We start from the raw sequence: 24,870 nt of genomic DNA, 5'->3' as shown, positions 1-24,870 counted from the left end.
GGTTTGTCCCGCTACCTGACATGGTACATTAATTGGACATTGTTCGCTCATGTTTTATGCTCCTCTTTTTATAAGATTTTAGAGTTTATGAAATTTTCAAACTCATAATACCTGTATATGTCTTTCTTCTATTAATGTTTGGGTTCTATAGTAGTCTCTTTAATCATTATCATGAAGTTGGTATAATCTATATCATTTTTATTGAAAATTAAGAATATTAAGAAAATTAATGTTTTTAGACAGATACTAGATTATAGTAATTAAAAAGCTGACTAAAATTATTTTCAGTTTTTTAGCTTGCGAAGCTGAAGCTTCAATGTACTTAGAAGCTTTCACCGTTTTTATCATTGACCAGGCTTTCTTTAATTCTTGCCAAGATGTTTCGATTACTTGGTTTAATTCATCATTTTTACCACTTTTCATCGTATTCCCATTTGTTGATTTTCTTTTTAAATATTCTACCGTGTTCTTTATTATGGCGATCCACACAGATTGTTTCGAGATTATCTATATCAAGTGCAAGCTCTTTGATATGATGAACAACTAGTTGTATCTTCTTACGCTGGGCACTCTCACTGTACTCATTCGTATCAAAACGAACCTGACCATTACGTTTACATTCTTGATATTCATAGTTGTCACGTTTCTTTACTTGTTCAAGTATACTCTTCCAGTCACCACTGTCATAGAACTTACGCTTCTGTTGTTTAGTTTTATATTCATTCATCTGTCTTTACCCAGAGTATTCAATTCCCTCTATCTCTTTCCAATAAATCTTTTATTGGCGTTTGTGTGAGATATTCTACAGAATAAAACATCGGCTTCTGTTCATATAACTTATAATATTTGAATTGATTAACATCAATCCCAGACTTCTTGTACGCTTTCTCATGAGGTTTAATGTATTTGATATATGTTTTTTTATCAATAGGTATAAGACCGAGTGCAGCAATCTTACCGTTTAATACACTTTCCAATTATCCTCATTCCTCTCTTAATTTTCTCCAAAATAAAAAGCATCCAATTATGGATGCTTAGATATACTTTAGACGTATATTCATTCTTTTTTATTAAATTGTGATCTATGTCTTTCAATGTCAACTCTTGGTGTTTTTACTCTTTCAGACTAACAGCACATATTAATTACATGTAACCTTTTCAAATTATAACAATGCATATTATCCTGCACTTTATTACAAAAAATTAATATCCTTAGGCTTTAGCAATTAAATAAAATTCAATTGGTCTTGGGCTCCCTGTTCCTGGCGTTGGATTAAACGTAGTAATTACCCATTGATCTATTCTTCTAGGAAAACTCTCCATTGCATACAAAGGAGCGTAGTCCTTTGGTGCCCATCCTCCATTTATAACTTTCATTCCAGGCGCATTTAAAAAAGCAACAAGATATTCGTCTGTATTAATATCATAGCCTGCCCATCTAAATGATATAAAACCATTTCCAAGGTCGGTTTGTGACGCTGAACCAGGTGATAACTGAATTTCTCTTCTTGTAGATCGTTCATCTTTATATTTAGTACCAGGATTTGAATATAGATGGTAATCCTGTTCAACAGTCGACATATCATTTTGGTAATACTGGTAATCAGAGTTCACACTTGAAACAGGGTTTTGATACAAATTATTATTAGCCCCTACAACTGGAACAGGATTTTGATTCCAATAATTATTATACATACTTAGTCACTCCCCTATTGATATTTACAATTTTCATGATATTAATTATCATTATTAATGTGCTTTATCAATGAAAAATAAGGCTTCTTTATAAGAAAACAGCCTATTTGGGGTAACCATGAATTAAATAAAGTTAGTTATTAATTTATGCCTTGATTTACGTTTTTTACGTAATAAAAAGCACTCCATAAGGAATGCTTTTATAATTTTTACTTATTTATTTGTTCACACCAAAATGATAGCTTTAGATTAACACACGTAATATATGGAGATATAAACCCTCTACTATCTATCTTATATGCATAGCCTTCAATGTATACAATTTCCCTACATCAAGAATAGGACCTCCAAAATTATCATAGACTCTTTCTTTTTCATATACTCTCGTCTTTGACATATCTAGAAATTCTAATTCCACTATCATTTTTAACCTCTCTCTTCTATCTACATATCAAAAGGCGACTAACCACCAGTGTTCCTTTCGTCAAAATTTTATATTATTTTTATAAATGCGGTAAATGAATTTTTATTCTTCTTCCAACTACTTAATGTTTTTTATATTTATTCACTTCAATAATATTAAGTAACTGGAAGAAGAGCGAAAGCACTCCTTAATAGCGGTATCATTCAGTCGCTACCATCTGCTGGTTTCGGATTTTATGTGCCGGCATTATGAAACCGTTTAGACAAAATATAAATTATAAAGGAATGTTTATGAGTTGTGTTTTCCGCCACTTCTCACAGTACAAATATATCATGTTGATTCCAAAACAATGGGCACATTTTCTGCCAAAAAGCGGCCAAAACTCTGCCAATATTATTTGAATCTTTCTATAACCCTTCTCACTAATCTATATCTCTTGTCCTTTTTCTCTGTTTAATATATATTTTCGTTCTGTAGCTTTACAAGTAGAATCATAGGATAAATTCAAATCCCTCCACTTCATTGTATTCATTTTGTATTCTTGATCAACTAATGCGGTTAGCCCATTTATCTTTTCATTATATTCTTCGAATTCACTACTCTTTATATCATTTAAAAAGTTATAACAGTCTGTACATGCTTCCATAAACTCAAGTAAACTTTCCTTACTAATTGAATCCACCTGTTTTTGATATTTATCAGCATCGGTTGGTTTGGGGTGGATAAAAGAATTTCGCAGAGTAATTATTGGACGAATTTTACCCCATCCTTTTTGCTGCAAAAACATTTCTCCACATAAAATTTGTAAAAACCAATCCAGCTTCCCTAATATATTTGTTGGACCGTGATATCTTACCTCGCTAGATGCTGTAACCTTCATCTCATGTCTAATCATCCCAAGTTGTCTATAAATAGGAACATTTTCAAGAATCTCTTCTAAACGAGTCTGCTTTGCGATCAATTTTAGGTAAAAAAGTTAATTGCGCCATATATAAAAATACCCCTTATATATTTTGTTAATAAAAACAAAATAGCGGACACCAAACTACAGAGCAATATCACTAATGCTCTTATAGTTCGATGTCCGCTGGTTCTTCCAGTAGGACTAAATGTTTAATTTGGATTATTATATCATTTTCTCATATTTTAGTAACCTTTTATTAGAAAAGGATTATTTTGTTAAAAAATTTATTTCGATTTATAATCGCTATCTTTTTCTTTAATTTTCCAGTAAAATCAAATGTAAATATTTTAATTATATAGGAGAAAGCAATGAAACATAACATCAATCTATGGTCCTTTATTTTTTCTTTTATTTGCATTGGTTTATTCCTCTTATATCTTGAAATGGGTTCGATAGCCTCATCTGAAACGAAATTGTTTATTATGAATTCGCTACCTGTCCATCCTTTATTTTTTTTACTAGTTTTAACAATAGGAACTTTTTTTGCTGGTATGAAAGGCTTTTCTAAAATAGATAATTGGGTTGCTATGCTTAGAAGCATAGCGACAGTTCTACTAACACTTTTATTATCAGTGTTTTTAACACTAACTTTGATCGTTGGCTATGCATTAAGTTAAACGTCATTCTTTGTGTTTAAAACTCAATATCTCGTCAATAATGTAGACACATGGTTATCTTTCTCCGATTTCCTTATAAGAGCAGTTAGCTTTTGCTAGCTGCTCTTTTATTTTCAAATCATTGCTGTCATTACCACTGGCGGCCCATTGGTTCCGTATTTCATAATTTTAGAGATTGATTTTAATTGCTGAATTCCTTCTTTTTCATTACGTTCACCTGGGATGATTACTGACGAACAATATAACGGTTGAACTGAGTCGCTATATGGAGACTCTTCAAATAAATAAAACTGCGAGACCATAGGAAGATCTTCTCGTTTACATATTTTTAGGATTCGTTGCAATAAAGGTGCAATTTCCTCATCGTATACTTTCTCTTTATCGTACATATCAATCCATTCCCCTTTTATACAAAATGAAATTTTTATGCTAATTTCTTTCGTCCCTCACAATCCAATTCAATTTCATAAGTACATGGTCTAAAATGCCTATTTGTTTATTAACACCCTCTCTATATTCCTCGCTATGGATTCTTGAAAGACCATTTTGGATCCGTTTTAACCTTGATTTTCTACATTCTAAATCAGTGATAAGCTGATTAACTTCTTCCGATTTCAATCTGCACATCCTTTTCTACAAAGTGAAGTTTTTGTTATACTCCCTCTCAAAACCCACAATATGTTAATATATACATAGATTAACAACACTTATCATTTAGACATATAAGAAAGGATGATAAAATGGTTATTTTTCAATGGTTAGAATCATGGTTATCTAGTGACATTCTTCATTTTAATTTATTTGTAGGTATAACAACCTTTCTTACTCTAGCATCTGTCATCTTATTCTCTATAACATTTAAGAAAATAGGTACCAACGACACAGAAAGGCTTAGAATCAAGCTCCAAATCTCTTATACAATGTGTACTTCACTACTTGTCTTATTAGCCCTCTTTATTCTGTGGATGCCTACAAATACTATCTATTCAAGACAGTATCTCATCATGATAATCTCCATCTCACTTCTTTTGGGATCAATATCTGGCCTGTACAATTATAGAAAAGAAGCACTCACACAGAGTTAAACTCTTTTTTAGAACTCGTTGCAGTTAGCGGGTTCTTTTTTTATAAAAAAGCGTTTTTGTTAGAAACTCATCTTTTTCGTTGCCATACATTGAACCTCTTATATATGGTAAAATATAGGAATAATATATTTTAAGGAGATTTTAATATGCCACACGAAGTTTGGTTTCCTATATTCCTAGCAATATTCGTCGTATTTTTCCTTGATAAAGAGGAAAAACATAAACGATAACTTTATTTGTTTGTTCCAGCTTAAATGTATGTACGCAATATTTAAGCTGGAATTTTTTCAAATAACGATTTTATTTAAAAATTGCACAGCCATAAAAAACATACATACAATACCATGAGGTATTCTTTTTCAATTTTAATGTTGACCAGAGCAACTTTTTAGGTGCTCTTTAACTTTAAAATAAGGATCTTGTTTGAAATTCATTAACATTATTGGTTCCTTTGCATACAGTATTATCCCAAGGAATTTTACGGGTTACTCTGGTCAAGTTACCTTGAATTTCTTGCACACCTTAAGGGAAGAATCCATTTATAAAAAATGGGTTCTTTTATTTTTTTCATACAATAAGAATTTTGTTCAGTTTCACTCTAAAAGTAAAATTTTCATTTTTCATTCAACCAAGTTCATAACATATTCTTTTCTTCCAATAAAATAATGATTAGAAGCCCCACACGCATTTTATCCAATGGAAATAATACCTTTTACGTACTTACGTATTAGAAACTTCATTTCTGCTTCTCCTGCAATAGCAATTTTGTTCACTTTTTTGATACATTTATGAAACATTCACATGTTATCTTCAATATGTTCTATTCTTTTTGAAAAACCATGTGAGAATACCAAAACAAGAAGCCCTATCTCTAGGGCTTCTTGTTTTTATATAACGATTTTGTTAAAAACTCTCTTTTTTTGTTTTCTTACATTTCAAAATACAAATGTAGTAGTATATAAGAACACATAGTTTAAGGAGGTGCAAAAATGTCAGTTGGAGCATGGATTCCCATTTTATTAGTATTTGCTGGGTCAATTCACTTTGCTTGCAAGAAAGCAAAAAGTAATTAATTAAAAGAAAATTGTTAATATATATCAGATGATTCACTGTTTATTTTTTAAGTACATATACTTATACAGACTATAAAAATAAACACTATAGTTCTTGGTCCAAGAGAACCATACGCCCTAATGGTTCTCTTTTCGATTAGTTGCGATAAGTAAGACTTTGAAGTTATCTCCATCTTTTCCCCCGCTTAACACTGTACGTGCGACTTTCATCGCATACAGCGTCCCATCTTATTCTTCTATACTAAAGTACCTAGATTACAAGCTTTACGGAGTTTGTTTATTTTCTTCAATTGTTTATCATTCAATTGAAGGATTTTCATATATGTTTTAATCGTCTCTTCATTTGTAGCGTGAATCAGTCTGTGAACAAATTCATATACTATGATTAGGTTATTGAACTCATCTGTTCCTTCAGTTTTAGAGCCAGTGTTAGCCTTTATACTAGGATGATCGGCAGTCTATTTTTATTTCACACTTAGCTTTTCTTTCACTTTCGCAGGTAATTCATCTTTTTTACTTCTTCCCAAAATTTCACTCCTTATCTTCAGAATAATACGCGAGAAGGAAAGCATCTTTACGAAGGTTTTTGGGGGCGAAAAATTCTAATTCCTTCTCTTTATCTTCCTTATCATAACCTACTAATTTATATGTGTAGTTTTTCCCCATCTATTGTCATTCTTATTTTTTGTTTTGGATTTGCTGTTACTACCCAAGCATTCGGTAAATAACGATCTTCATGGGATAAAGTAGAAGGTGAATTTATAACCTTTCCACCTAAATATAACGTAGCCGAAGATCCTCCATCCATTGCCATTGCATTTATAGCTCCTTTTTCATATAGAATATCTTGACACTCTTTTAACGTAGCTCCTATACTATGCGTCTGCCTACCGTCAATGACTAGAAACATAATTGTGCCATCTTCTTTTTGGGCCATAATACTTCGCGGAGCAGAACCCCAGCCACCGTCTCCTTCTGTAATCATTTTTTCTCCATTTACAATTAACTGTGGCATAAATCCTGCTGCTGAAACGACTTGTTTATCCAAAAGTTGTTGAGTAGAATAATTTCCTGTTATCATTTGTCCAAACTTTGTTAAACCTGTAATAATTGTAGGAGTATTTTTATCTATATTTGTATCAATAGCTTTTCCACTTTCTATTACTATTCCAGTTGCAACATTTCCTCCACCCCTTCCTGTTTCATCAGCAAATCCACTTGCATTTACAGCAACAAGTGAATGATTTCGTTTTGCCATTACACTAATTTTTTCTCCTCTGTTAGCACCCTGTGTTCCTTGATGGCTAACAAGTTTAACATTGAAAGGATTACTAATAGTGACTAACTTTCCCTCAAAAAGAAAACGACTATCTTTATTACTTTTAATCGTTTCTACATCAATTTCTAATGGCTGATTTTTTAATTCTTCTAATCTTTTTCCTGCTATTTTCTTATAGATATGCTCATCACTGTTTGACCATTTCGGATGATTAATTCTAGCTTGCAGTTTATCTAGTTCCTTTTGGGATAAGAATGTATATTTCGCATATTGTGGATGCTGAGAAGTTAGTATACTCCCAGCCATTGTTATACGAAGCTCTCGGCCATAGCTAGTACCAAATAATATTCCTATGCCAATAAGCATGAAAATAGACAACAGTAGCAAAATTCGTTTGAAGATTTTTCTTAGATGTTTCATAGTTTTATCCTCCAGCATTAATTACATTCAATAAATACATTAAAATATTATTTATCTCAAGACATAAGTGTTTGATTTTCTCATTCCTGAATTCTCCACTAGATTTTAGCAATCAAGGTAAAATACTTATTCCCCATTTCGCTTTTACTTCAGTGTATATTTACAAATTTAATAACGTTTTTGCAACCATGAAATAAATTACTAATCCTGTTCCATCAACAAATGTTGTAATAAATGGACCTGAAACAACTGCAGGATCTAGTTTTAATTTTCTTAGAATCAAAGGTAAAACAGCTGCTACAAGGGAGGCCCAAATAACAATAAATAATAAAGTAATTGCTACAACTTGTGCAACTTCTGTTCCAACTCCTAATATATAAGCACGAGTGAGCCCAGCTACCCCAAGTGCAAGTCCGAGAAGCATACCTATTGCAAATTCTTTTTTTATTACACGGAAAATGTCTTTAAATTTCACCTCTCCGATACCAATTGCACGAGTAATTGTTGCTACAACCTGTGTTCCTGTATTCCCACCAGTACCTACTAATAACGGAACAAAGAAAGCAAGGGCAACTACAGTTTCAATTTCATCTTCAAAATACTTTAATACTGTACCTGTATATGCCTCAGCAACAAAAAGAAGTAATAACCATGGTAGGCGTTTTAAGAAAATGCTCCAAATGCTAGCTTCAAAGTAAGATTGATTCAATGGCTCACTTCCGCCTAACTTTTGAATATCTTCTGTAGCTTCTGCTTCCATAACATTCATTACGTCATCAAAAGTGATAATACCAATCATTTTATTATTTGCTGTTGTGACAGGTATTGCTGCTAAATTATAATTCAGTAGCTTTTTTACAACTTCTTGCTGGTCAACTTCAGCGTGTACTGAAATTACCTCTGGCATCATGATAGTAGATAATATCTCTTCATCTGCTGCTAGTAATAACTCATGTATGGAAACGATTCCCTCAAGATAACCATGACTATCAAGAACATAACTATAAGATATTGATTCTACATTTTCAGAATGTTCCCTAATGTACTTCAATGTCATTTTTACTGACCAATTTCCTCTAACTGCAACAAAATCACTTGTAACAAGACTTCCTGCCGTTTCAGGTTTGAAAGTCATTAATTTTTTTACGTTATGTTTTGTAATTTTATCTAGATACGCCATTAATTTAGCCTGTTTTTCCGGATGAACCGCTAGAAGTAAATCTACTAATTCATCAATCGGTTGTAAATTTAGTAACTTTTTAGCCTTATTTTCAGATAAGTGAATTAAGATATTATATTTTTCTTCTGCACTCATATATTGAAGAACTTTAGAGCTTTTTAATACAGGAATCGTATTTAGTAATATGACTTGATCTTCAATTGAAAATCTTTTTACTTCTTGCGCAATATCATACGACGGAAGACGTAAAACTTTCTCTGCATGCAAGTTATTTTTGGTTATAAGTAATTCCTTTAATAATTTCTTCATGTTAACTCCTCCTCATATTGCTAAGGGAGACTCTAGAGTTTCATGAGTGGTTTTGTTTTATTTTATCTGTCTTAAATTTTTTATTAGAGCAATAATAGTTACATTGCAATCAATTCATTAGTTAGAATTACCTCCTTTTTGAATATAGACAAGATAAAAATAAATAACATTAAACAGAAAAACCTTTACTCAAAAAGGAGTAAAGGTTTTATCACAATACAAATAAATGATTATTAAGACAGCTCTGCCGAAATCACAGAGGTGCCTTTCTATCAAATCGTATACCACTCCCTCGTTGAGTTTTAGCACTGTATAGCATAGGTTTTTATAACCAGCTACATTAAGAAGGGCCTTAATCCGACCGTTCCTGTTGACCCATTGGCGTCTCTCGACATTTTTGGGCAGCAGCGTTTCTCTATACAGGAGCCTCACCTAACAAAGTTTATTGAATTACTTCAAAATTTAAACCAGAATTTAATATTTGTCAACTGACTTTCAATTCCATTCATAAAAAAATCTTTTATAGAAAATGAAATTATATTTTATTATAAATTTAAAATTCCCCTTAAAAAACATAGAATTCAAATAGATTTAATTCGAAGAAACGTAATAAAACATATGAAACTTATTGTTTTTAATCAAATTCCAACTTTATAACAAAAGATGAATAATTAGTCATTCTGTATATCAAAAGAACATTCACAAAAAAATCTTCTTTTATGATTAAAATCTTCTTTACTGTTTATCAAATTTATATGGTTAAACTACTTAATCAAACTATACACTACAAGTTGAAAATATATACTTATACAGAATGATTACATATATTTTCTCATATCATTTCTCAAAGGACTATAAAGCAATAAAACAGATAAAATTAGCAATATGGTTACTTGACAAGCAAAAAAAATATATTTATGCTTGCTACACGAAACAAACACATAAAATTTATATTGCTTAACCTGTTAGGTGAGGCTCCTATGCAAACACAGGCTATTGCCCAAAAATGTCGAAAGACGCCAATGGGTAGAACAGGAATTGTCGGATTAAGGCTCTTCTTAAGATAGCTAAGTAATGAATTTTCATTACTTTACGTTGTATAGTGCCAAAGCTCTACTAGGGGGAGAAAAGCTTTATTTAGTCATGCCATTTTGAATCCCTCTAGTTACATACTAGGGGGATTTTTGCGTAAAAAAAAAGGGAGTAAGCAATAGAATCTTCCTAAACAAAAGTCATATTTAATAATTGACGAGAACAAGATTCTATTCATTAGCAAATGTAATATTATGTTTTGTTTTAAATCAGGAGGATATTAAAATGAAAAAAATATTAAAACTCGATTATCTATTGCTCCTTCCTCTATTCATAACATGTACTTTAGGTATTATCATGATGTATAGTGCAAGCTCCATTGTCGCTGTCCAACATTACGGTTATAACAGTAGACATTTTGTTGATTCTCAATTAACAAAGCTACTTTTAGGAACGATAGGGTTAATAGTTTGTGCTTTACTCCCATATGAAATATGGAAAAAACGAATAATCTCAATCTCTATTATGGTTGGGGGGATTTTTTTATTAATTATGGTTTTATGGAAAGGAAAAGTGGTAAATAATGCTCAATCATGGATCTTTGGAATACAGCCAGCTGAATTTCTTAAATTAGGAACAATACTTGTAACAGCCCGTTTTTTTGCATTACGACTAGAACAAGCTAAAAATAACTGGAGTGGTATCGGAAAACTTTTATTTTTTTTAGCTACAATTTTTTTTCTTATCTTTAAACAACCAAATTTAGGATCTGCACTTTTAATATTAGGTATAGGTTTTAGCATATTTCTTTGCTCAGGAATAAATATAAATCTACTAATCAAAAGAACTACCATCGGTTTTATTTTATGGTTACCTATTTTATATTATTTGATTCAATATAGTTTATCAGAAGTTCAAAAGACACGTATTACTACGATTTTCAATCCCTTTGTTGATGCGCAAGGAAATGGATACCAGCTTGTAAATTCTTTTATTGCCATTGGCTCTGGAGGAATCACTGGTCGTGGGTTTGGAAATAGTATACAAAAAACAGGTTATCTGCCAGAACCGCACACTGATTTTATAATGGCGATAGTTTCTGAAGAACTAGGATTTATTGGTGTATTTATTATATTGGCTGGAGTTTTGACTATAGTACTTCGCTCCTTAAAAATTGCACAATTATGTGTAGATCCATTCGGCAGTTTTATAGCAATTGGTATAGGATGTATGATCGGTATGCAATCTGTTGTAAATTTAGGTGGTATTACAGGACTATTTCCTCTTACAGGTACTCCATTTCCATTTGTAAGTTTTGGTGGAAGTTCTTTAATGGTCAATTTAATAGCAATAGGAATATTAATTAACATTTCAATTTTTAATAAAATTAAGTTTGATAATATTAATATATAATTTTTATATTTTAACTTAAAATTTTTTAAATGTATGAATATAAATATTTATGTTCCTTTTAATACGAAAAAAGGCAAGCATAAACTTATGCTTGCCTTCCGTTCTCAAAATCAATTAAACCTAAAACAACGTGAGGTTAACCTAATCTAGATACTGTCTTCTACGCCCTATTTTTTACTTTTCTAAAACAATTCCTGCTATTTCATTAGCATATTTTTTAGAGTCAAATTCATCATAGTTACTTAGTACCACAACAGACAAATATTCTTTTGGAAACCGCATGAAGTGTGAGCGATAACCTGCCCAACTTCCTGAATGTTCCAAGTATCGACAGTTAAAACCTTCAACAAGCCTTAACCCAAAAGCATAATCTTCATTGTCAATAATTGTATCCCCAGTTGAAGAAATTTTCGGACCTATTTCGCTCATTCTTTTAACAAGATTTTTTCCACCAACGGTACCTGTAGTTAAATTTTCTCCCCATTTTACCAGGTCTTCAACTGTTGTATGAACTGCCCCATCCCCTGTATGTTCCCAAGGGCTTTCATAGATTTTATATGTTCCTTGCTCATTCCTCGAATATCCACTAGCAATTGAAATAGTAGTTGGATAGCAATCCACAATCGTTGTGTCTTTCATGTGTAAAGGATCAAAAATACGTTCCTTTGCAAACTGACGTAGGGACTTGCCACTTACCTTCTCTACCACTAGTGACAATAAAAAATATCCTGTATTGCTATACTCAAATTTTGTGCCAACAGGGAACCTTGCAATTTGATGACCATTTAGGTGTTTTAGTGATTGTTCCACAGTTAATGTATCAGTAAATTTAATATTTGCTGCTTCAGCCAATGCCATATAATCAACTAGCCCACCAGTATGATGAATTAGATGTCTCAATGTTACAGGTTCAGCATATGTTCCTATAAAAGGGACAAACTTTACAATTGAATCATCTAAACCCAATCTTCCCTCTTGTTCTAAGAGCAATATAGAAAACGCTGTAAATTGTTTAGAAACTGAGGCGATATTAAAAACGCTCTTTGTGGTTGTCGGCAGATTTTCCTCTATAGAAGCTAAGCCAACTGTACCTTTATACGTTACTCCGCTATCAAAACTAGCAATATATGCAAAGCCAGGAGCTTTTGGTGAAAACTTTTTTAATAATTGTTTAATCGCTGTATGCGTCTTTTCATTATATGTATTATTCATCTTAATCACGTCCCCTTTCTTTTAGATAATTAGAAATAGATTACCTTATTATCTTTCTCATATTGAGTCCAATTAACCTTCATATCCAATGTTTGATATGGGGAATATCTCAAGATATCTCTTTTTGGTTTCCAAGGAAACTAAAATGGAGTATAATTATATTTGCACAATAGATATCGTTTACAAATCCATTGTGCAAATTCTTGTATTAGCTCTTAATTACGTAAAAAAAATGGAGGGCATGACATGGAAAATTATTATGATGTAGCGGTAGTTGGCGGTGGTCCGGTTGGACTTATGACAGCATGTGAATTAGCTATTCAAGGTGTAAAAGTTGTCGTTTTAGAGAGAAGATTAAATCGGATAAGAAATTCTAGAGCACTCACACTTCACCCCCGCTCCTTAGAATTAATGGCTATGAGAGGTATTGAAAATCGCTTTTTATCTAGAGGGAAGAAATTAGATACAAGCCATTTTGCTGCCCTAAATACAAGATTAAACTTTAAAAATTTAGATACCGATTTTCCATATACACTTTTTATTCCCCAATCTATTACAGAAGAATTATTAGAAGAGCGTGCGTTAGAATTAGGTGTAGACATTAAACGTGGTCATACTTTAAAAGATTTAAAACAGTATGAAACATTCGTACAACTAGAAATAGAACAAGGAGAAACAATATATAAAATAGAAGTTCCATATGTAGTAGGCGGTGATGGCGCAAGAAGTGTAGTTCGTGAGTTATCACATATACCTTTTAATGGAACAGATACAACAACTACCGCTATATTAGGCGATGTTATTTTAGAAGATGTACCAAATAACCCATTTTTTTCTACATCTAATATAAATGGGATACTAATAATGGTACCTATTGCACCTAATGTATTTCGCTTTGCAATTGTAGATCCTAAGAATCAGACACTACCTGTTCATGTTGCTGTCACAGAAAAAGAGCTTATAGATAGTATTTATAGTATTACAGGTGAACATATTCAAATTAAAAGCTCAATATGGCTTTCTCGTTTTGGAAATGCAACCAAACTAGCAAATACTTATCAGCATAAGCGTGTATTCTTGGCAGGTGATGCAGCGCATATTCATTTCCCTGCAGGAGGACAAGGTTTGAATGTAGGCCTACAAGACGCTTTTAATTTAGGATGGAAATTGGGACTCGCTATAAAACAAAAAAAATATGAAAGCCTATTAGAAAGTTATCATATTGAACGACATGCTGTGGGAAGACAATTTTTCAGGGAAGTACAAGCACAAGAACAATTAATGATAAACTTTTCAAATGCAGGTATAGAATTAAGAGAATTATTCTCGTATTTACTCACATACCCAGAGGTGAATCAAGATTTAGCTGAAAGAGTAAGTGGCTTGGGAGTTATATATACTTCTATGTATACTAGAGAACGGCACTCATTGACAGGGAAAAGATGTACAAATTTAACTATTTCTTCTCAAAATAAGAAAACTTATAAACTCTTTGAATTGATGCAAGATGGTAAATATATTTTATTAATACATCCGTCTTATAAAGAAGAAATAAATAAAATGAACATTGATTCGCACACAAAGGTGGTTGTAGGAGAAATACAGGATTCTCAGTTGAAAAATATAGATGTCATTTTAATTCGCCCCGATGGTCATATAGCTTACATTGAGTATGACAAAAGAGATAAATGTAAAAAAACAGAAATAAAATTGAATAATTTTTAAAAAATCCTATTTATTAGCATAGATGGTTTTATACTAAACCATTTATAGCATAAATTTAGAAGTTTCTAGTATGAACTTTAAAACACTAGAATATAAAATGACCCCTACAACTATTAGCGGGGGTCATTTTATATTAAATAAAGTGCATTGAAATCACTTTCTAACTAAATCTTTCTAATTAATTCTCTATTTCGGATATTAATACTGATATCTAGCCCGAATACTACATTCATATTTTTTCAACTCTAAAGTTATCGAGAATACTACACATCGCTTTCAAAATTCTTCACACATTCCAATAATGTATAATAATGTTAATGTAGGGCATTCTCATCTGTTCCAACTGGTGATTTAAAAAAGAGTGAAAGATGTTCCATTATTTCTACTTCCCCTAACCAATTTTCAAAGTCAATCGTATCCCATACCCCTTTCCCATCTCCTCGAACAGGAAATTCATCAATTCTTACTTTATAATTTGTATGACTGTTAGCTATCAAAAGTAACGACTAATCAAGTAAGCTCGTAAGAGCTACTAAGTGGCGGGTGGTTCACTTGAATAACACTTATTAAGTTAACAGTGAGATTTAGTATGAATAATCAAATCCTCAATAAAATATAGAGGAAAAATTATAATTATATTGAATATAATAACGTGTTTTTAAGTATACCTTTAAAGGGGTGTTGTCGATGAGAAAATATTTCTATCTGATTGGGCAAAAAAACAAGAGGATAATGTTTCACTAGCCCATAAACTACGTGGTTCCTCCTCAATATTGGAAGGAGAGTATCAGATTGAAGAAACTTTATTTAAAGGCTATTGACAAAAATAATTGGGAAGAAGCAATTAGACTGTCTGTTAAAGAAGAACAACAAACATTTATTGCATCCAACCTTTATTCTATCGCAGAAGTTCAATTTCTAGATAATTTCTATGCAAAAGGGATTTATTTTGATGAGAAAATGATAGGATTTACTATGTTTGGAATAGATCCTGATGATAATAATTATTGGATTTATAGACTTATGATTGATGAAAAATTTCAAGGGAAAGGTATAGGTAAACAAGCTATATATCTGGTAATTGATGAGATAAGAAGAAATAATAATGCAAACATTTCTATAATAATGATTGGATATGCTCCTGAAAACCTTACAGCTAAATTTGTATATAAAAAAGCAGGATTTATTGAAACGGAATTATCATCTTGGGGTGAACAGTTAGCTAAGTATTCCTTGTAAGCACTTGAATCTTTTAGACTTATTAAAGAAAAGAGTCTGATAGTATAGTAATGCAGATAGGAAATAATTAAACTTTTTTCAAACACGAATTTTTCTATTCTTAATGGTTCTAATAATAAAAAGTAGGAGGAGTCTATCTTAACAGACTCCTCCTTAAAATAACCATTCTATACATGTTAGAAATGAATTTATTTTACCAATAATGAATATTCACCATTTTTATCATCAAATTTATACACATTCAGATAATATTTCCCTGGTTTTGCTACGAATTTTCCCTTTATAGTATTTCCTTCATCTTCACCACAAGCTACGTAATTTTGCATGTCTGATTCATGATAAAGTACCCATGTCATCCCAATATTTTGTTCATTTACCACAGAAATATCTACTTCTTTTGGATCTGTAACATTAAACGTATAAACATCTGTTTGATCAGGAGTAACCAGATTTCCTTTTACAAGCGTATTAAATGGGAGTACCTTCTCTTCTTCAAGGGACCCGCCTGTTTGCGGATCTTGTTTTACAGTAACTTTTGTCTGTTCTTTACTTTCTTTTCCTCTACTATCTTTCACAGTTAGTTCCACAGTATATGTTCCTTTTTCTCCATATACGTGGGTAGGATTCGCTTTTGTACTTGTTGAACCATCCCCAAAGTTCCATAGATAAGAAATAACTTTTCCATTTTCACTTGTTGTACCATCGCTATGGAATTGAATTTCTTCATTTACTATCCCGCTGTATGGTCCATTCATATTTACTATAGTAGTCGTTTTTTCTTTTTCCTCTGTCGCAACACCATGGAAAACAATATCATATTCAAACTGATTAGCTGCATTCACACGATAGTTTACAAAATAGGCTGTAACTGTTTTATAGCCGCTCCACCCTTTTTGGGATAACTGCTCTAAAGTTTGGTTTACTTTTTTACTCATCGTTTTCCAATCTTCAGACTCACCTTTTGATGTACCACCTGTGTACTTGCCTTCCACGGTAAATGTATTAAAGAATTGCGACTCGTGTTTGGTAATTTTTTCATCTTTTATATTTGCTACATCCACAATTTCGTTTTTCACTTCCGCTAACGGCTTTGGTGCGTGTTGAATTAAATAATCATTTGTTACTTGCGGTACATTATATTTATCTTGATTATCAATCAACTGTTGCATATACGTTTGATATTCTGCATTCAATTGTGTATTGTTGCTTAATGCTTCACGATACGAGTCATAATTTTTCACATCGTTTGCACGGATTAAATCTTGAAGCTTATCAAATGTTTCAAATTGATGATTATACAAATATGACTGTAGTGCAAAGGAATACTTATAAAAGTCCCATGATCCATATTTTGCGAACAAGGTTTGCTTTGCTGTATAACGGCTTGCAGGATCAGGTGACAAGCCACTTATCATACTTTTACGCGGAACAACATTATTTGTACGTGTAGATCCTGCAAAAAATTCTGCATTCCCTTCTTGGAACCAAGTTAATCGTTCATTTTGATACATTTCTCCACTTCCAAATAAACCAGGAACCTCATACCTTCCTTGTAAATAATGAGTGAATTCATGACGGAATAACTCTTCTAAACTATAGATACTCTGCTTTGGCGTACGCTCATATGTAAAGAAGGTTCCCTTCTCTTCAATGTAAATTCCACCGTTGTTTGTTTCGTATCCGTATAATTGTCTATTTAATTGATATTCATCGGGATCATTATAAATTACTATCGTCAATACATCGTCTGCATTCCCCGGTTTTAATGCTTTATCATTCCCAATTACCCGGTGATATTGTGCTTTTACTTCTTTGGCTGCCCAATATAATCTCTTAATTTTTTCTTCTGTTACTTTATCGCCCGTCTTAAAGACAATAGATCCGTCATCAAATGTATATGTTTTAGGTAAGTATTGTTGTTTCCCTTCTTCACGTATTTTCTGTAAATCTACTGTATTTCCACTATAATCTTTTCCACCATAGTTTGTTTTAATTTGTTCTACTGCTACAAAATAAGGCCCACTTAGATGAGGATACAGGCTCATCGCTTGTGTAATAACTTCCAATCCTTTGTTTGAATTACTATGAAATTTCCCTAAACGACCTGCATAATAAATGCCATTATTAATTAGCCAACTATTTTCATTTGTTATATTCCCCACGAGAGCAATTCTATTAACCTCATTTATAAAGTTATCCATCTTTCCATACCACATTGTTTCATTAGGTTTCTTATTCGTATCCTGCAAATAAGACTGTATATCATAATCAATTCCTTTTACAATTTCATATACAGCTTGTCCTTTCGCATAATCACTTACATACGTAGAAAGGTTATCATTATACTGTTTTAAAATATTTACCGCATACTGTACTGTTTCAGTATCACTAGAAGCATTACCAATTAATTTTCCATACGCAGCAACTACTCTATCTTGCTCGGCTGTACCTAATGCAAAGTTTAGATTTTTTGCAATCGCTTTTAATGCTGGTAAACATTTGTCATGGAAGCTTCTCTCTTTTAAGTAACTTAATTCATTATTATAATATCCCACATAAAAAGCAGAACGTAGTACTTCAACAAATGTTTCAATGCCCTTTGAGTCCTCTTTAGTAAACGATTTTCCTCGTTGTCCTAATTCATTAATGATAACGTTCATGCGTTCTTTATTCTGATAAAATGCTTTCGTATCTTGATTAAATTGAAATAAATCAGTAATTTGATTCCAAGAAATTTTTGAGAGTGTATCAATGAGTTCTCTATCAGGCATTTTATTTAGTTCTGCCAGAGTGTAGCTTTGCTTTAATTGACTTTCATCACGTTTCATAGCCAGAGTAGGTCGTTGCGAAAAATCACCTACCTTTAAACGCTCTTCAAAAGTCAATATTTCGTCAGTTTTTGTAGCATGTACCATTTCATCTTTTGAAGTTTCTGTCCCAATGGGTTTCATCTGTAAGATATTATAGGGTACTTTTTCTTCTGCTGATACCTGTGTTTGAATACTTCCAAATGATAATGCCACCGTACTAATCCCAATCATCATTTGATTAAATTTTAAATTCTTGTTCATGATGTTTCCTCCAATTATATATTCCATCACATAATATAACATTTCGCATACATCAATTATTTAAATATGTAATATTTCATATTATATTAAATGTATTTATAAATAATATAATTCAGAAAGTAACATTATTGAATTACTTTCTTTTTCCCATCCTTTCATATGAATTAATTAAATTTTTTTGTTTGGGATTTACATATTCGTTATACGAAACTAATATCTCTAGTAAGATCTCGCTAGATATTTGAAGATAATAGTTATAATTCATCAAATATAAATATACCTAATTAAATATCTATATAGCGAGATAATACCACATGTTTGTATACACAATTTTACAATATAAATACTACATTAAGAGTCAACCTATGACATAGAAGTCTTAGTCACTTACTCAAAAAAATCAACACTCACCCACACTTACCAATACCTCTGTAGGTGTGGGTGAGTGTTGATTTTTAACTTTATTTAGAAATGTAAAATGTTTAAAAATTCTACCTATGTAATTTATAAACTTACAAATTATAACGTAACTAATCCTATTCAACACATACATAGGGTATTAGCAGTTTTAAATTTTTTATCATCTAAAAAAAGAATTATGTACTTTTATACCGATACATTCTAAATAATGACACTTACAATTATTTAAGGATGTGAAATACCGATGGGTATAACTGCAAATATTTTTTAGTAATTTCATGAATCGGGAAATTGAATCAGTTGTAGATTCAGTTTTAAATAAGGGATATTTTATAATGTAGGATTATGTATTAATGAAGAAATAATTCTGTTTACAAGATCATCTGTTATCCACTCTGTTTGCATATCATTGGAATCTTTTTGATTCATCGAATCAATAAACTTTTTGAATTTGGGAAATAAGACAATGGAGGTAATCCAATAAATTGCATGGTTTGTCGAAAAGAAATAAAAAATCCCTTGTTCTTTCCCTTCCAATAAGATTTCTTTTAATTGTTCAAAATTCCCAATAATATATGGTTTGATTTTTTCTAATTGTGAACTTTCGTTGATAATTTCCTCATATGCAAGAGTTCCAATTTCAGGATGTTGTTTTATATGTGTAATAAAGAAAGTTAAATATTGTCTGAGAGCAGTTTTAGGATTATTTTGCGTTTCTTCAAGAAAATTGGGTAGTTTTTTTCCAAAACCATATTTTTTAAATACCTCTAAGTAAAGGTTCTCTTTTCCGTTAAAGTAATACGAAGCCATAGCAACATTCACTTTTGCTTCTTTTGCAATTTCATGGATACTTGTACCATCATAGCCACGTTCTCCAAATTTTTTCTTAGCCGCTTCTAGAATATTTTCAATTGTTTGTTCGCGAGATTTTCCCATTCTATACACCTCAAATAATAAATGATTTTAAAAAAAATATGTGATTTAAATCACATATTTTTGAAATTCAATTATATATTTAAAATGATGATTTAACAACTGATCAGATATTAAGTTCTTTTTATAAGAACCTTTTCTCTCCATTAATGAATAGAGATGGAGAGAAATAAAATTTGTCTAAAAAATATTAAACTTATCTTTAAGTATTTGATAATATTGTTTCTCTGTTATTTCTTTTTTAGATTTATTTCCATGTTGGGTTTCTGTAAAGCTTTGTTTAGTAAGTGCAATATGACCATGATCAATCAATTTACAAATAATATTCCCCTTATTTACTGGCGATTCCGGATGCTCTATAACCATATTTTGTATAGCATTCACTTTTTTTTCATTAATTGCATTTAAATAAAAAGCATAACCAATAGACCAGGTATCAGTAAGATCAGAATCCAGAAAATGAGAAGTTTCTCCATTTTTTCCTTTCTTCATTTCAAATACGTGAGTCCCTTTCTCTGTGTTTTTTTTACGAACACGATATTCTCCCGTTACAGAAGTTACACTGTCACCATGAATAGGAACAGGTTGTAAAGGAAGATACGATGCAAAACCAGCATCTATTATATAGTTTTCATTTTTGTGCTGTAAAACGATGAGTACATGGCCATCATCAGGATTCCATTTTCTTATTTTCGGATCATATAGAGTTCCAGCTACTCGATACACATTAAATCCACAATCACATAAAAAATAATATAATAAAGAATTAATCTCATAGCATAATCCACCACGATTCTTTAAAAGCAGTTTTTCTTCAATATTATTTCTAGAAAAATCTTGCATGTTTCCTTCCATGACATCTATGTTTTCATACGGTAATAAGTGCCCCATCTGTAAAAGAATTGTATGCAAATCTTCAAATTCCACATTTTCTTTTGGTTGAATTCTCAATTTTGAGAAAAACTTCTTTTGTAACTCAGTTAACATAATATATCCCCTTCCATTCATAAAAAAACATCATTATAATAATATATTAAGAATATAAATTATATATTATGCAACTAGAATAACAAATTTTGGGTAATTATGCACATCGTCAGCGTGCACAAAAAGTATATATGAATTTGATTTTCTGAAATTTCTAAGACTACATTATAGATGTGCATAGCTAAAAACTATTAACTCAAAGAATTTGAGAATATGGACATTTTAAGCGAGATTGAGATAATTATATTCACAAAAGAATTGATGCCAATTTTATGATTTTGAAAATAAAAGTCCAAACAAAAATAAAGGACGCTCAAATGAACGTCTTTTATTTTTGTATAATAAGAGTGCTCTCACATTTACGACAAGCAATTTTCTCTTCTTCAAAAATGAATAGATTCTCAGCATCACATTCTGGGCATACAACTGCAAATGGTGTTTTTATATTTTTATAGCATAGGAAAGACATAGCTGCCAGGAATAGAGCAGGTATAACAAGCATCATAAGTAAGAATAAGCCTGCAAAAACGCCTGCAATTATGGAAAGTGGTTTCATTAGTTTTCTACCCACGGAGTTTACTTGATTATCCTTCTTACGAAAAGCAGTAACAAGGTAAGTATTGGTTTCTCTTACCGGCTCAAATACTTTTATCGTATTGTAATCTTGTTCATTCATAGTGGGATAGGAAGTGTTTGGTCTTTGAAATCCTCGTTGTTTATAATAGTTATTTGACTCTGCTATTCGTGGTGTATACGAGATTCCAGTGCCAGGTACATAAGTTGTTACTCTTGATTCAGGCGGAACGGTTCTTCCTCCCGAATCAGTGTATGTAAAGTTAATTTTCACACCCGGAGAAACTTGGATAATTCTACGAAACTTATAACCCATAATATTGTATCCTCTCAATCTAATTATTAGAAATCTTTACTAATTATAACATTTTAAAATTTATCATTAATATATTAAGATTTAAATGAATAAATAAAAAAGGGGAATACTGCGCTTTACTAATTTAAGGCACCTTAGGGAGTCTTCCTCAGATTTGATAACCACTTTAACTTAATAATATGGATTTATATTAATTACCATTAGTTTAAGTATTTTTTACTTTCCAACATAACCCATAAAAAGAGAGCACTCCCTGTAAGTGCTCTCTCATAAAAAGTATCGGTAAATGGATTTTTAGCCAATTTGCACACCGTTTTTAAAATGGATTTACAAAACGGATTCTTTCTAAAATGTTTTTAATGTTTACTTTCTATATACCAAAGAAAAAACATTCATTAACGAGCATTTTGTATTACTTTTATTAAGTCATTTATATTTTCAACTTTCTGCTGAAACTGACTAAGTCTACTATGTAGTAATGAAGGATTTTTATCTTCTCTTGAAATAACTCGTTTTAATTCGTGTTCTAATTTATCATACACATCAAAGAAATTATCAAATTCTACACTTGCAAGTTCTTCATTTTCACGATAAAATCTTTTAGCTTCTAAATAAGTTATATATGATTTATTTAAAAATCCTAATGAAATTAGATATTTAGAATTGTTTTCTTGATAAATAGCAATATCACATGCTGTTTTAATATCAGAATAAGTTTTTTGAATGAATTGTTGTAATTCGTAAATATTATACTTTAGTTCGTTATTCATTTAATTCCCTTCCATCCCATCTATTCTACAAAAATTTTCACTTTGATAAAAATAAGAATATATTATTGTTACTGTATCCACATTTATTAATTTTTTTCTTGTTCCGTAATAATAAATCTTGAAAGCAATTCAGTTAATGCTTCTACCTTTTCTTTCATCCTGTTGGATTGAATTGAAATTTCTTTGATTGAAACTGCTTGTGATTGAATTGATTGTACTGTTTGAATTGTTTCTCTTTCTACTTGTGTTGCAGTATCAGATACTAGTGAAAGAGACGCATTTACTTCTTCTGTGCCGGCAGACATCTCTTCTGTTGCTGCAGAGACTTCTTGAATTTGACTTGTAATTTTATCAATATCTCTCATAATAGATGAGAATGTTTGATCCGCTTTGTGGGCCGCTTCTTTTCCTTCTGCTGCCTTTTGTTCTCCTTTTTGCATGACTTGAACTGTATCTTGAGTATCTTGTTGAATAAATTTAATTAAATGGTTAATTTCATTTGCGGACTCTTTAGACTTTTCAGCTAAATCTCTCACTTCTGCTGCAACCACTGCAAATCCTTTCCCATTCTCTCCAGCACGTGCCGCTTCAATAGCAGCATTTAGAGCAAGAAGATTCGTTTGCTCAGCAATATTAGTGATTGCATCCAGGGCTGTATCAATCTGTTGTGTACGTGTAACAAGTCTATCTATTACTTTTGATGTTTCCTCGACAACATCATGCACACTGTTCATTTGAAGAATAGAGTGCTTTATCACTTCACTACCGGTATGTATTTGTTCAGTGGTTGTTACTGCTACTTCAGCAACTACTGCTGAAGATTCAGCTACTGTTTGCACACCAATTGTTATTTCTTCCATTGAGGATGAACTCTCTTGAATGCTAGTTACCTGTCCTGCTATTTTTTCTTTTACTTCAGAAATGGTCTGAACAACCTCATTTGAAATATTAGATGCTCGCTTTGTGTCTTGTAAAACCCCCTCCGTAGAAGAGATCACCTCTTGTGTTGTCACCTTAACATTCGCAATTAATTGTTGTAGGTTATCTAACATACTATTGAACGACTGTACAATAATTCCTAACTCATTATTTGCTTTATAAGACGTACGTATTGTTAAATCACCTGCAGCTACTTTTTCCATATCATTTTGCAATAAAATAAGCGGTTTTCGTATAGTAAATTTAATAATATATCCAATAAATATAACTATGACAATTGCTAAAATTGATATAACCACAAACATTATCATTGTATTTTGAGCACTATTATTATTAACTTTCTGTAACTGGTTTGCATTGTTGCTGTTATATATAATTAGTTCACGAATTGACTGAATTGTTTTTTGCATATTAGGCTCAATTTCTTTTAGATAATAGGCATATGCTTCCTCATTATTGGATTTCCCTAATTCTTGCGCTTTTTTCATCAGAGTTCTTAATTCATTAAACGCTTCATGAAATTTGCTATATAGTTCTTTTTCTTTATTAGAAATAACTTTAGTTTCAAACTGCTTTAATAACTGATCGTTTTCCTTTCGAATTCCATCCATTTCTTTTATTAAATCGTTCATTCTTTTTTCATCTTTGGACACCATTATTTCCATAAAATTCATATTAACATGATAAAAGTTAGATTCTACAATTCCTATCCATTCAATTGGCAATAAGCTGTCCTCATACATATTAGAGGAAGCATTCTTTCCTTTTTCTAGTCCCGAAAAACCTATTAGGGATAATACTATACAAGCGATACTTGATATAGCTATTAATATGTTTAATTTTGTACCAACCCTACTGTTTCTTAATAATTCCAATTAAAACTCTCCATTCTTATATATAATTCAATTGATATATTGTATAATAATAATCTAGTATATACGATATTTATTTTTAAAATATAAAAAAATGTATAATTCTTAAAAATAATAAATATCGAATTTTTCAAGAAGTATATTCTATTGACTCGATAACTATATATTATTTAATTAATACTCCCCTAGATTTTATAGCGTTTGGCTAATCTAATCCTTCGTTTTATGTGTAATTAAAAAGACACCTTAATTTAAGGTGTCTTTCAATTTATTAAACAGCAAGAAAATAGCACAATAATCATTTTCTATCTTTTTGATATCT

General features: G+C 31.2%; 18 protein-coding genes, 3 pseudogenes and 2 riboswitches. Of the genes and pseudogenes, 4 read left to right on the top strand and 17 right to left on the bottom strand.

Annotated elements, in window-relative coordinates; translation table 11 throughout:
* Positions 1-264 precede the first annotated feature (264 nt).
* The 5 genes and pseudogenes from ACS2FK_RS28325 to ACS2FK_RS28305 form a co-directional block, all read right to left on the bottom strand.
* Positions 265-405: pseudogene (locus tag ACS2FK_RS28325) on the bottom strand (phage head closure protein); the annotation flags it as partial.
* A 4-nt stretch (positions 406-409) separates the two neighbouring features.
* Positions 410-727 carry a hypothetical protein gene (locus ACS2FK_RS28320; RefSeq protein ID WP_063550015.1) on the bottom strand — a complete coding sequence of 106 codons (318 nt, stop codon included), beginning with the start codon at positions 725-727 and terminating at the stop codon, positions 410-412.
* Positions 728-746: 19 nt separating this feature from the next.
* Positions 747-977, bottom strand: coding sequence for a hypothetical protein (locus tag ACS2FK_RS28315; RefSeq protein WP_063550017.1), 231 nt, complete (start codon positions 975-977; stop codon positions 747-749).
* Between the two features lie 235 nt (positions 978-1,212).
* Positions 1,213-1,638 (bottom strand): hypothetical protein, encoded by a 426-nt coding sequence (locus tag ACS2FK_RS28310; protein ID WP_141552633.1) that lies wholly within the window; start codon positions 1,636-1,638, stop codon positions 1,213-1,215.
* A 908-nt stretch (positions 1,639-2,546) separates the two neighbouring features.
* Positions 2,547-2,999: a hypothetical protein gene (locus tag ACS2FK_RS28305; RefSeq protein WP_063550019.1), complete on the bottom strand. Its 453-nt coding sequence runs from the start codon at positions 2,997-2,999 to the stop codon at positions 2,547-2,549.
* Between the two features lie 392 nt (positions 3,000-3,391).
* On the opposite strand from ACS2FK_RS28305, the gene ACS2FK_RS28300 reads away from it, so the two are divergent.
* Positions 3,392-3,700, top strand: coding sequence for a hypothetical protein (locus ACS2FK_RS28300; RefSeq protein ID WP_080470023.1), 309 nt, complete (start codon positions 3,392-3,394; stop codon positions 3,698-3,700).
* Between the two features lie 113 nt (positions 3,701-3,813).
* Here ACS2FK_RS28300 and ACS2FK_RS28295 read toward each other — a convergent pair whose 3' ends face one another.
* The 4 genes and pseudogenes from ACS2FK_RS28295 to mgtE form a co-directional block, all read right to left on the bottom strand.
* The gene (locus tag ACS2FK_RS28295) at positions 3,814-4,089 is read right to left on the bottom strand and encodes a hypothetical protein (protein WP_063550021.1); all 276 of its coding nucleotides are present in this window, start codon (positions 4,087-4,089) and stop codon (positions 3,814-3,816) included.
* A 2,233-nt stretch (positions 4,090-6,322) separates the two neighbouring features.
* Positions 6,323-6,518 (bottom strand): annotated as a pseudogene (locus tag ACS2FK_RS28290) (YxeA family protein); the annotation flags it as partial.
* Positions 6,502-7,557 carry a phosphodiester glycosidase family protein gene (locus tag ACS2FK_RS28285; protein ID WP_063550025.1) on the bottom strand — a complete coding sequence of 352 codons (1,056 nt, stop codon included), beginning with the start codon at positions 7,555-7,557 and terminating at the stop codon, positions 6,502-6,504. The pseudogene ACS2FK_RS28290 and the gene ACS2FK_RS28285, both read right to left, overlap by 17 nt.
* Positions 7,558-7,717: 160 nt before the next feature.
* Positions 7,718-9,046 carry a magnesium transporter gene (gene mgtE / locus ACS2FK_RS28280; RefSeq protein ID WP_063550027.1) on the bottom strand — a complete coding sequence of 443 codons (1,329 nt, stop codon included), beginning with the start codon at positions 9,044-9,046 and terminating at the stop codon, positions 7,718-7,720.
* Between the two features lie 281 nt (positions 9,047-9,327).
* Positions 9,328-9,493: riboswitch (M-box (ykoK) riboswitch) on the bottom strand.
* Between the two features lie 507 nt (positions 9,494-10,000).
* Positions 10,001-10,177, top strand: a riboswitch (M-box (ykoK) riboswitch).
* A gap of 186 nt (positions 10,178-10,363) precedes the next feature.
* Here mgtE and ACS2FK_RS28275 point away from each other — a divergent pair.
* The gene (locus tag ACS2FK_RS28275) at positions 10,364-11,491 is read left to right on the top strand and encodes an FtsW/RodA/SpoVE family cell cycle protein (protein WP_063550029.1); all 1,128 of its coding nucleotides are present in this window, start codon (positions 10,364-10,366) and stop codon (positions 11,489-11,491) included.
* A gap of 174 nt (positions 11,492-11,665) precedes the next feature.
* On the opposite strand, the gene ACS2FK_RS28270 is transcribed toward ACS2FK_RS28275, so the two are convergent.
* Positions 11,666-12,703: a serine hydrolase domain-containing protein gene (locus ACS2FK_RS28270; protein ID WP_063550031.1), complete on the bottom strand. Its 1,038-nt coding sequence runs from the start codon at positions 12,701-12,703 to the stop codon at positions 11,666-11,668.
* Positions 12,704-12,949: 246 nt separating this feature from the next.
* On the opposite strand from ACS2FK_RS28270, the gene ACS2FK_RS28265 reads away from it, so the two are divergent.
* Positions 12,950-14,428, top strand: a complete 1,479-nt coding sequence (locus tag ACS2FK_RS28265; protein WP_063550033.1) for an FAD-dependent oxidoreductase — start codon at positions 12,950-12,952, stop codon at positions 14,426-14,428.
* A gap of 314 nt (positions 14,429-14,742) precedes the next feature.
* Here ACS2FK_RS28265 and ACS2FK_RS28260 read toward each other — a convergent pair.
* A pseudogene (locus ACS2FK_RS28260) lies at positions 14,743-14,913 on the bottom strand (inositol-3-phosphate synthase); the annotation flags it as partial.
* 307 nt (positions 14,914-15,220) lie between these two features.
* Here ACS2FK_RS28260 and ACS2FK_RS28255 point away from each other — a divergent pair.
* Positions 15,221-15,667: a GNAT family N-acetyltransferase gene (locus ACS2FK_RS28255; RefSeq protein ID WP_063550040.1), complete on the top strand. Its 447-nt coding sequence runs from the start codon at positions 15,221-15,223 to the stop codon at positions 15,665-15,667.
* Positions 15,668-15,855: 188 nt separating this feature from the next.
* On the opposite strand, the gene colA is transcribed toward ACS2FK_RS28255, so the two are convergent.
* The 6 genes from colA to ACS2FK_RS28225 form a co-directional block, all read right to left on the bottom strand.
* A complete protein-coding gene (colA, locus tag ACS2FK_RS28250; protein WP_063550042.1) occupies positions 15,856-18,738 on the bottom strand; it encodes a collagenase ColA in 2,883 nt (960 codons plus the stop codon).
* Positions 18,739-19,488: 750 nt separating this feature from the next.
* Positions 19,489-20,094, bottom strand: coding sequence for a TetR/AcrR family transcriptional regulator (locus tag ACS2FK_RS28245; protein ID WP_023521978.1), 606 nt, complete (start codon positions 20,092-20,094; stop codon positions 19,489-19,491).
* A gap of 177 nt (positions 20,095-20,271) precedes the next feature.
* On the bottom strand, positions 20,272-21,078 hold the full coding sequence (locus ACS2FK_RS28240; RefSeq protein ID WP_063550044.1) for an arylamine N-acetyltransferase family protein: 807 nt from the start codon (positions 21,076-21,078) through the stop codon (positions 20,272-20,274).
* Between the two features lie 328 nt (positions 21,079-21,406).
* Positions 21,407-21,967 carry a DUF4236 domain-containing protein gene (locus ACS2FK_RS28235; RefSeq protein ID WP_063550046.1) on the bottom strand — a complete coding sequence of 187 codons (561 nt, stop codon included), beginning with the start codon at positions 21,965-21,967 and terminating at the stop codon, positions 21,407-21,409.
* A gap of 395 nt (positions 21,968-22,362) precedes the next feature.
* Positions 22,363-22,737 (bottom strand): hypothetical protein, encoded by a 375-nt coding sequence (locus ACS2FK_RS28230; RefSeq protein WP_063550048.1) that lies wholly within the window; start codon positions 22,735-22,737, stop codon positions 22,363-22,365.
* An 86-nt stretch (positions 22,738-22,823) separates the two neighbouring features.
* Positions 22,824-24,551, bottom strand: coding sequence for a methyl-accepting chemotaxis protein (locus tag ACS2FK_RS28225; RefSeq protein WP_063550050.1), 1,728 nt, complete (start codon positions 24,549-24,551; stop codon positions 22,824-22,826).
* Positions 24,552-24,870: the final 319 nt, after the last annotated feature.

The organism is Bacillus cereus group sp. BceL220 (assembly GCF_051776965.1).
Classification (GTDB): domain Bacteria; phylum Bacillota; class Bacilli; order Bacillales; family Bacillaceae_G; genus Bacillus_A; species Bacillus_A cereus.
The sequence above is the reverse complement of the archived record's forward strand: the minus strand, read 5'-3'. Positions and strand labels throughout refer to the sequence as shown.

Excerpts from the sequence above, each read along its gene's own strand:
- ACS2FK_RS28320 (WP_063550015.1), bottom strand. The coding sequence starts at position 727 with ATGAATGAATATAAAACTAAACAACAGAAGCGTAAGTTCTATGACAGT.
- ACS2FK_RS28305 (WP_063550019.1), bottom strand. The coding sequence starts at position 2,999 with ATGAAGGTTACAGCATCTAGCGAGGTAAGATATCACGGTCCAACAAAT.
- ACS2FK_RS28300 (WP_080470023.1), top strand. The coding sequence starts at position 3,392 with ATGAAACATAACATCAATCTATGGTCCTTTATTTTTTCTTTTATTTGC.
- ACS2FK_RS28295 (WP_063550021.1), bottom strand. The coding sequence starts at position 4,089 with ATGTACGATAAAGAGAAAGTATACGATGAGGAAATTGCACCTTTATTG.
- ACS2FK_RS28285 (WP_063550025.1), bottom strand. The coding sequence starts at position 7,557 with ATGAAACATCTAAGAAAAATCTTCAAACGAATTTTGCTACTGTTGTCT.
- mgtE (WP_063550027.1), bottom strand. The coding sequence starts at position 9,046 with ATGAAGAAATTATTAAAGGAATTACTTATAACCAAAAATAACTTGCAT.
- ACS2FK_RS28275 (WP_063550029.1), top strand. The coding sequence starts at position 10,364 with ATGAAAAAAATATTAAAACTCGATTATCTATTGCTCCTTCCTCTATTC.
- ACS2FK_RS28270 (WP_063550031.1), bottom strand. The coding sequence starts at position 12,703 with ATGAATAATACATATAATGAAAAGACGCATACAGCGATTAAACAATTA.
- ACS2FK_RS28265 (WP_063550033.1), top strand. The coding sequence starts at position 12,950 with ATGGAAAATTATTATGATGTAGCGGTAGTTGGCGGTGGTCCGGTTGGA.
- colA (WP_063550042.1), bottom strand. The coding sequence starts at position 18,738 with ATGAACAAGAATTTAAAATTTAATCAAATGATGATTGGGATTAGTACG.
- ACS2FK_RS28245 (WP_023521978.1), bottom strand. The coding sequence starts at position 20,094 with ATGGGAAAATCTCGCGAACAAACAATTGAAAATATTCTAGAAGCGGCT.
- ACS2FK_RS28240 (WP_063550044.1), bottom strand. The coding sequence starts at position 21,078 with ATGTTAACTGAGTTACAAAAGAAGTTTTTCTCAAAATTGAGAATTCAA.
- ACS2FK_RS28235 (WP_063550046.1), bottom strand. The coding sequence starts at position 21,967 with ATGGGTTATAAGTTTCGTAGAATTATCCAAGTTTCTCCGGGTGTGAAA.
- ACS2FK_RS28230 (WP_063550048.1), bottom strand. The coding sequence starts at position 22,737 with ATGAATAACGAACTAAAGTATAATATTTACGAATTACAACAATTCATT.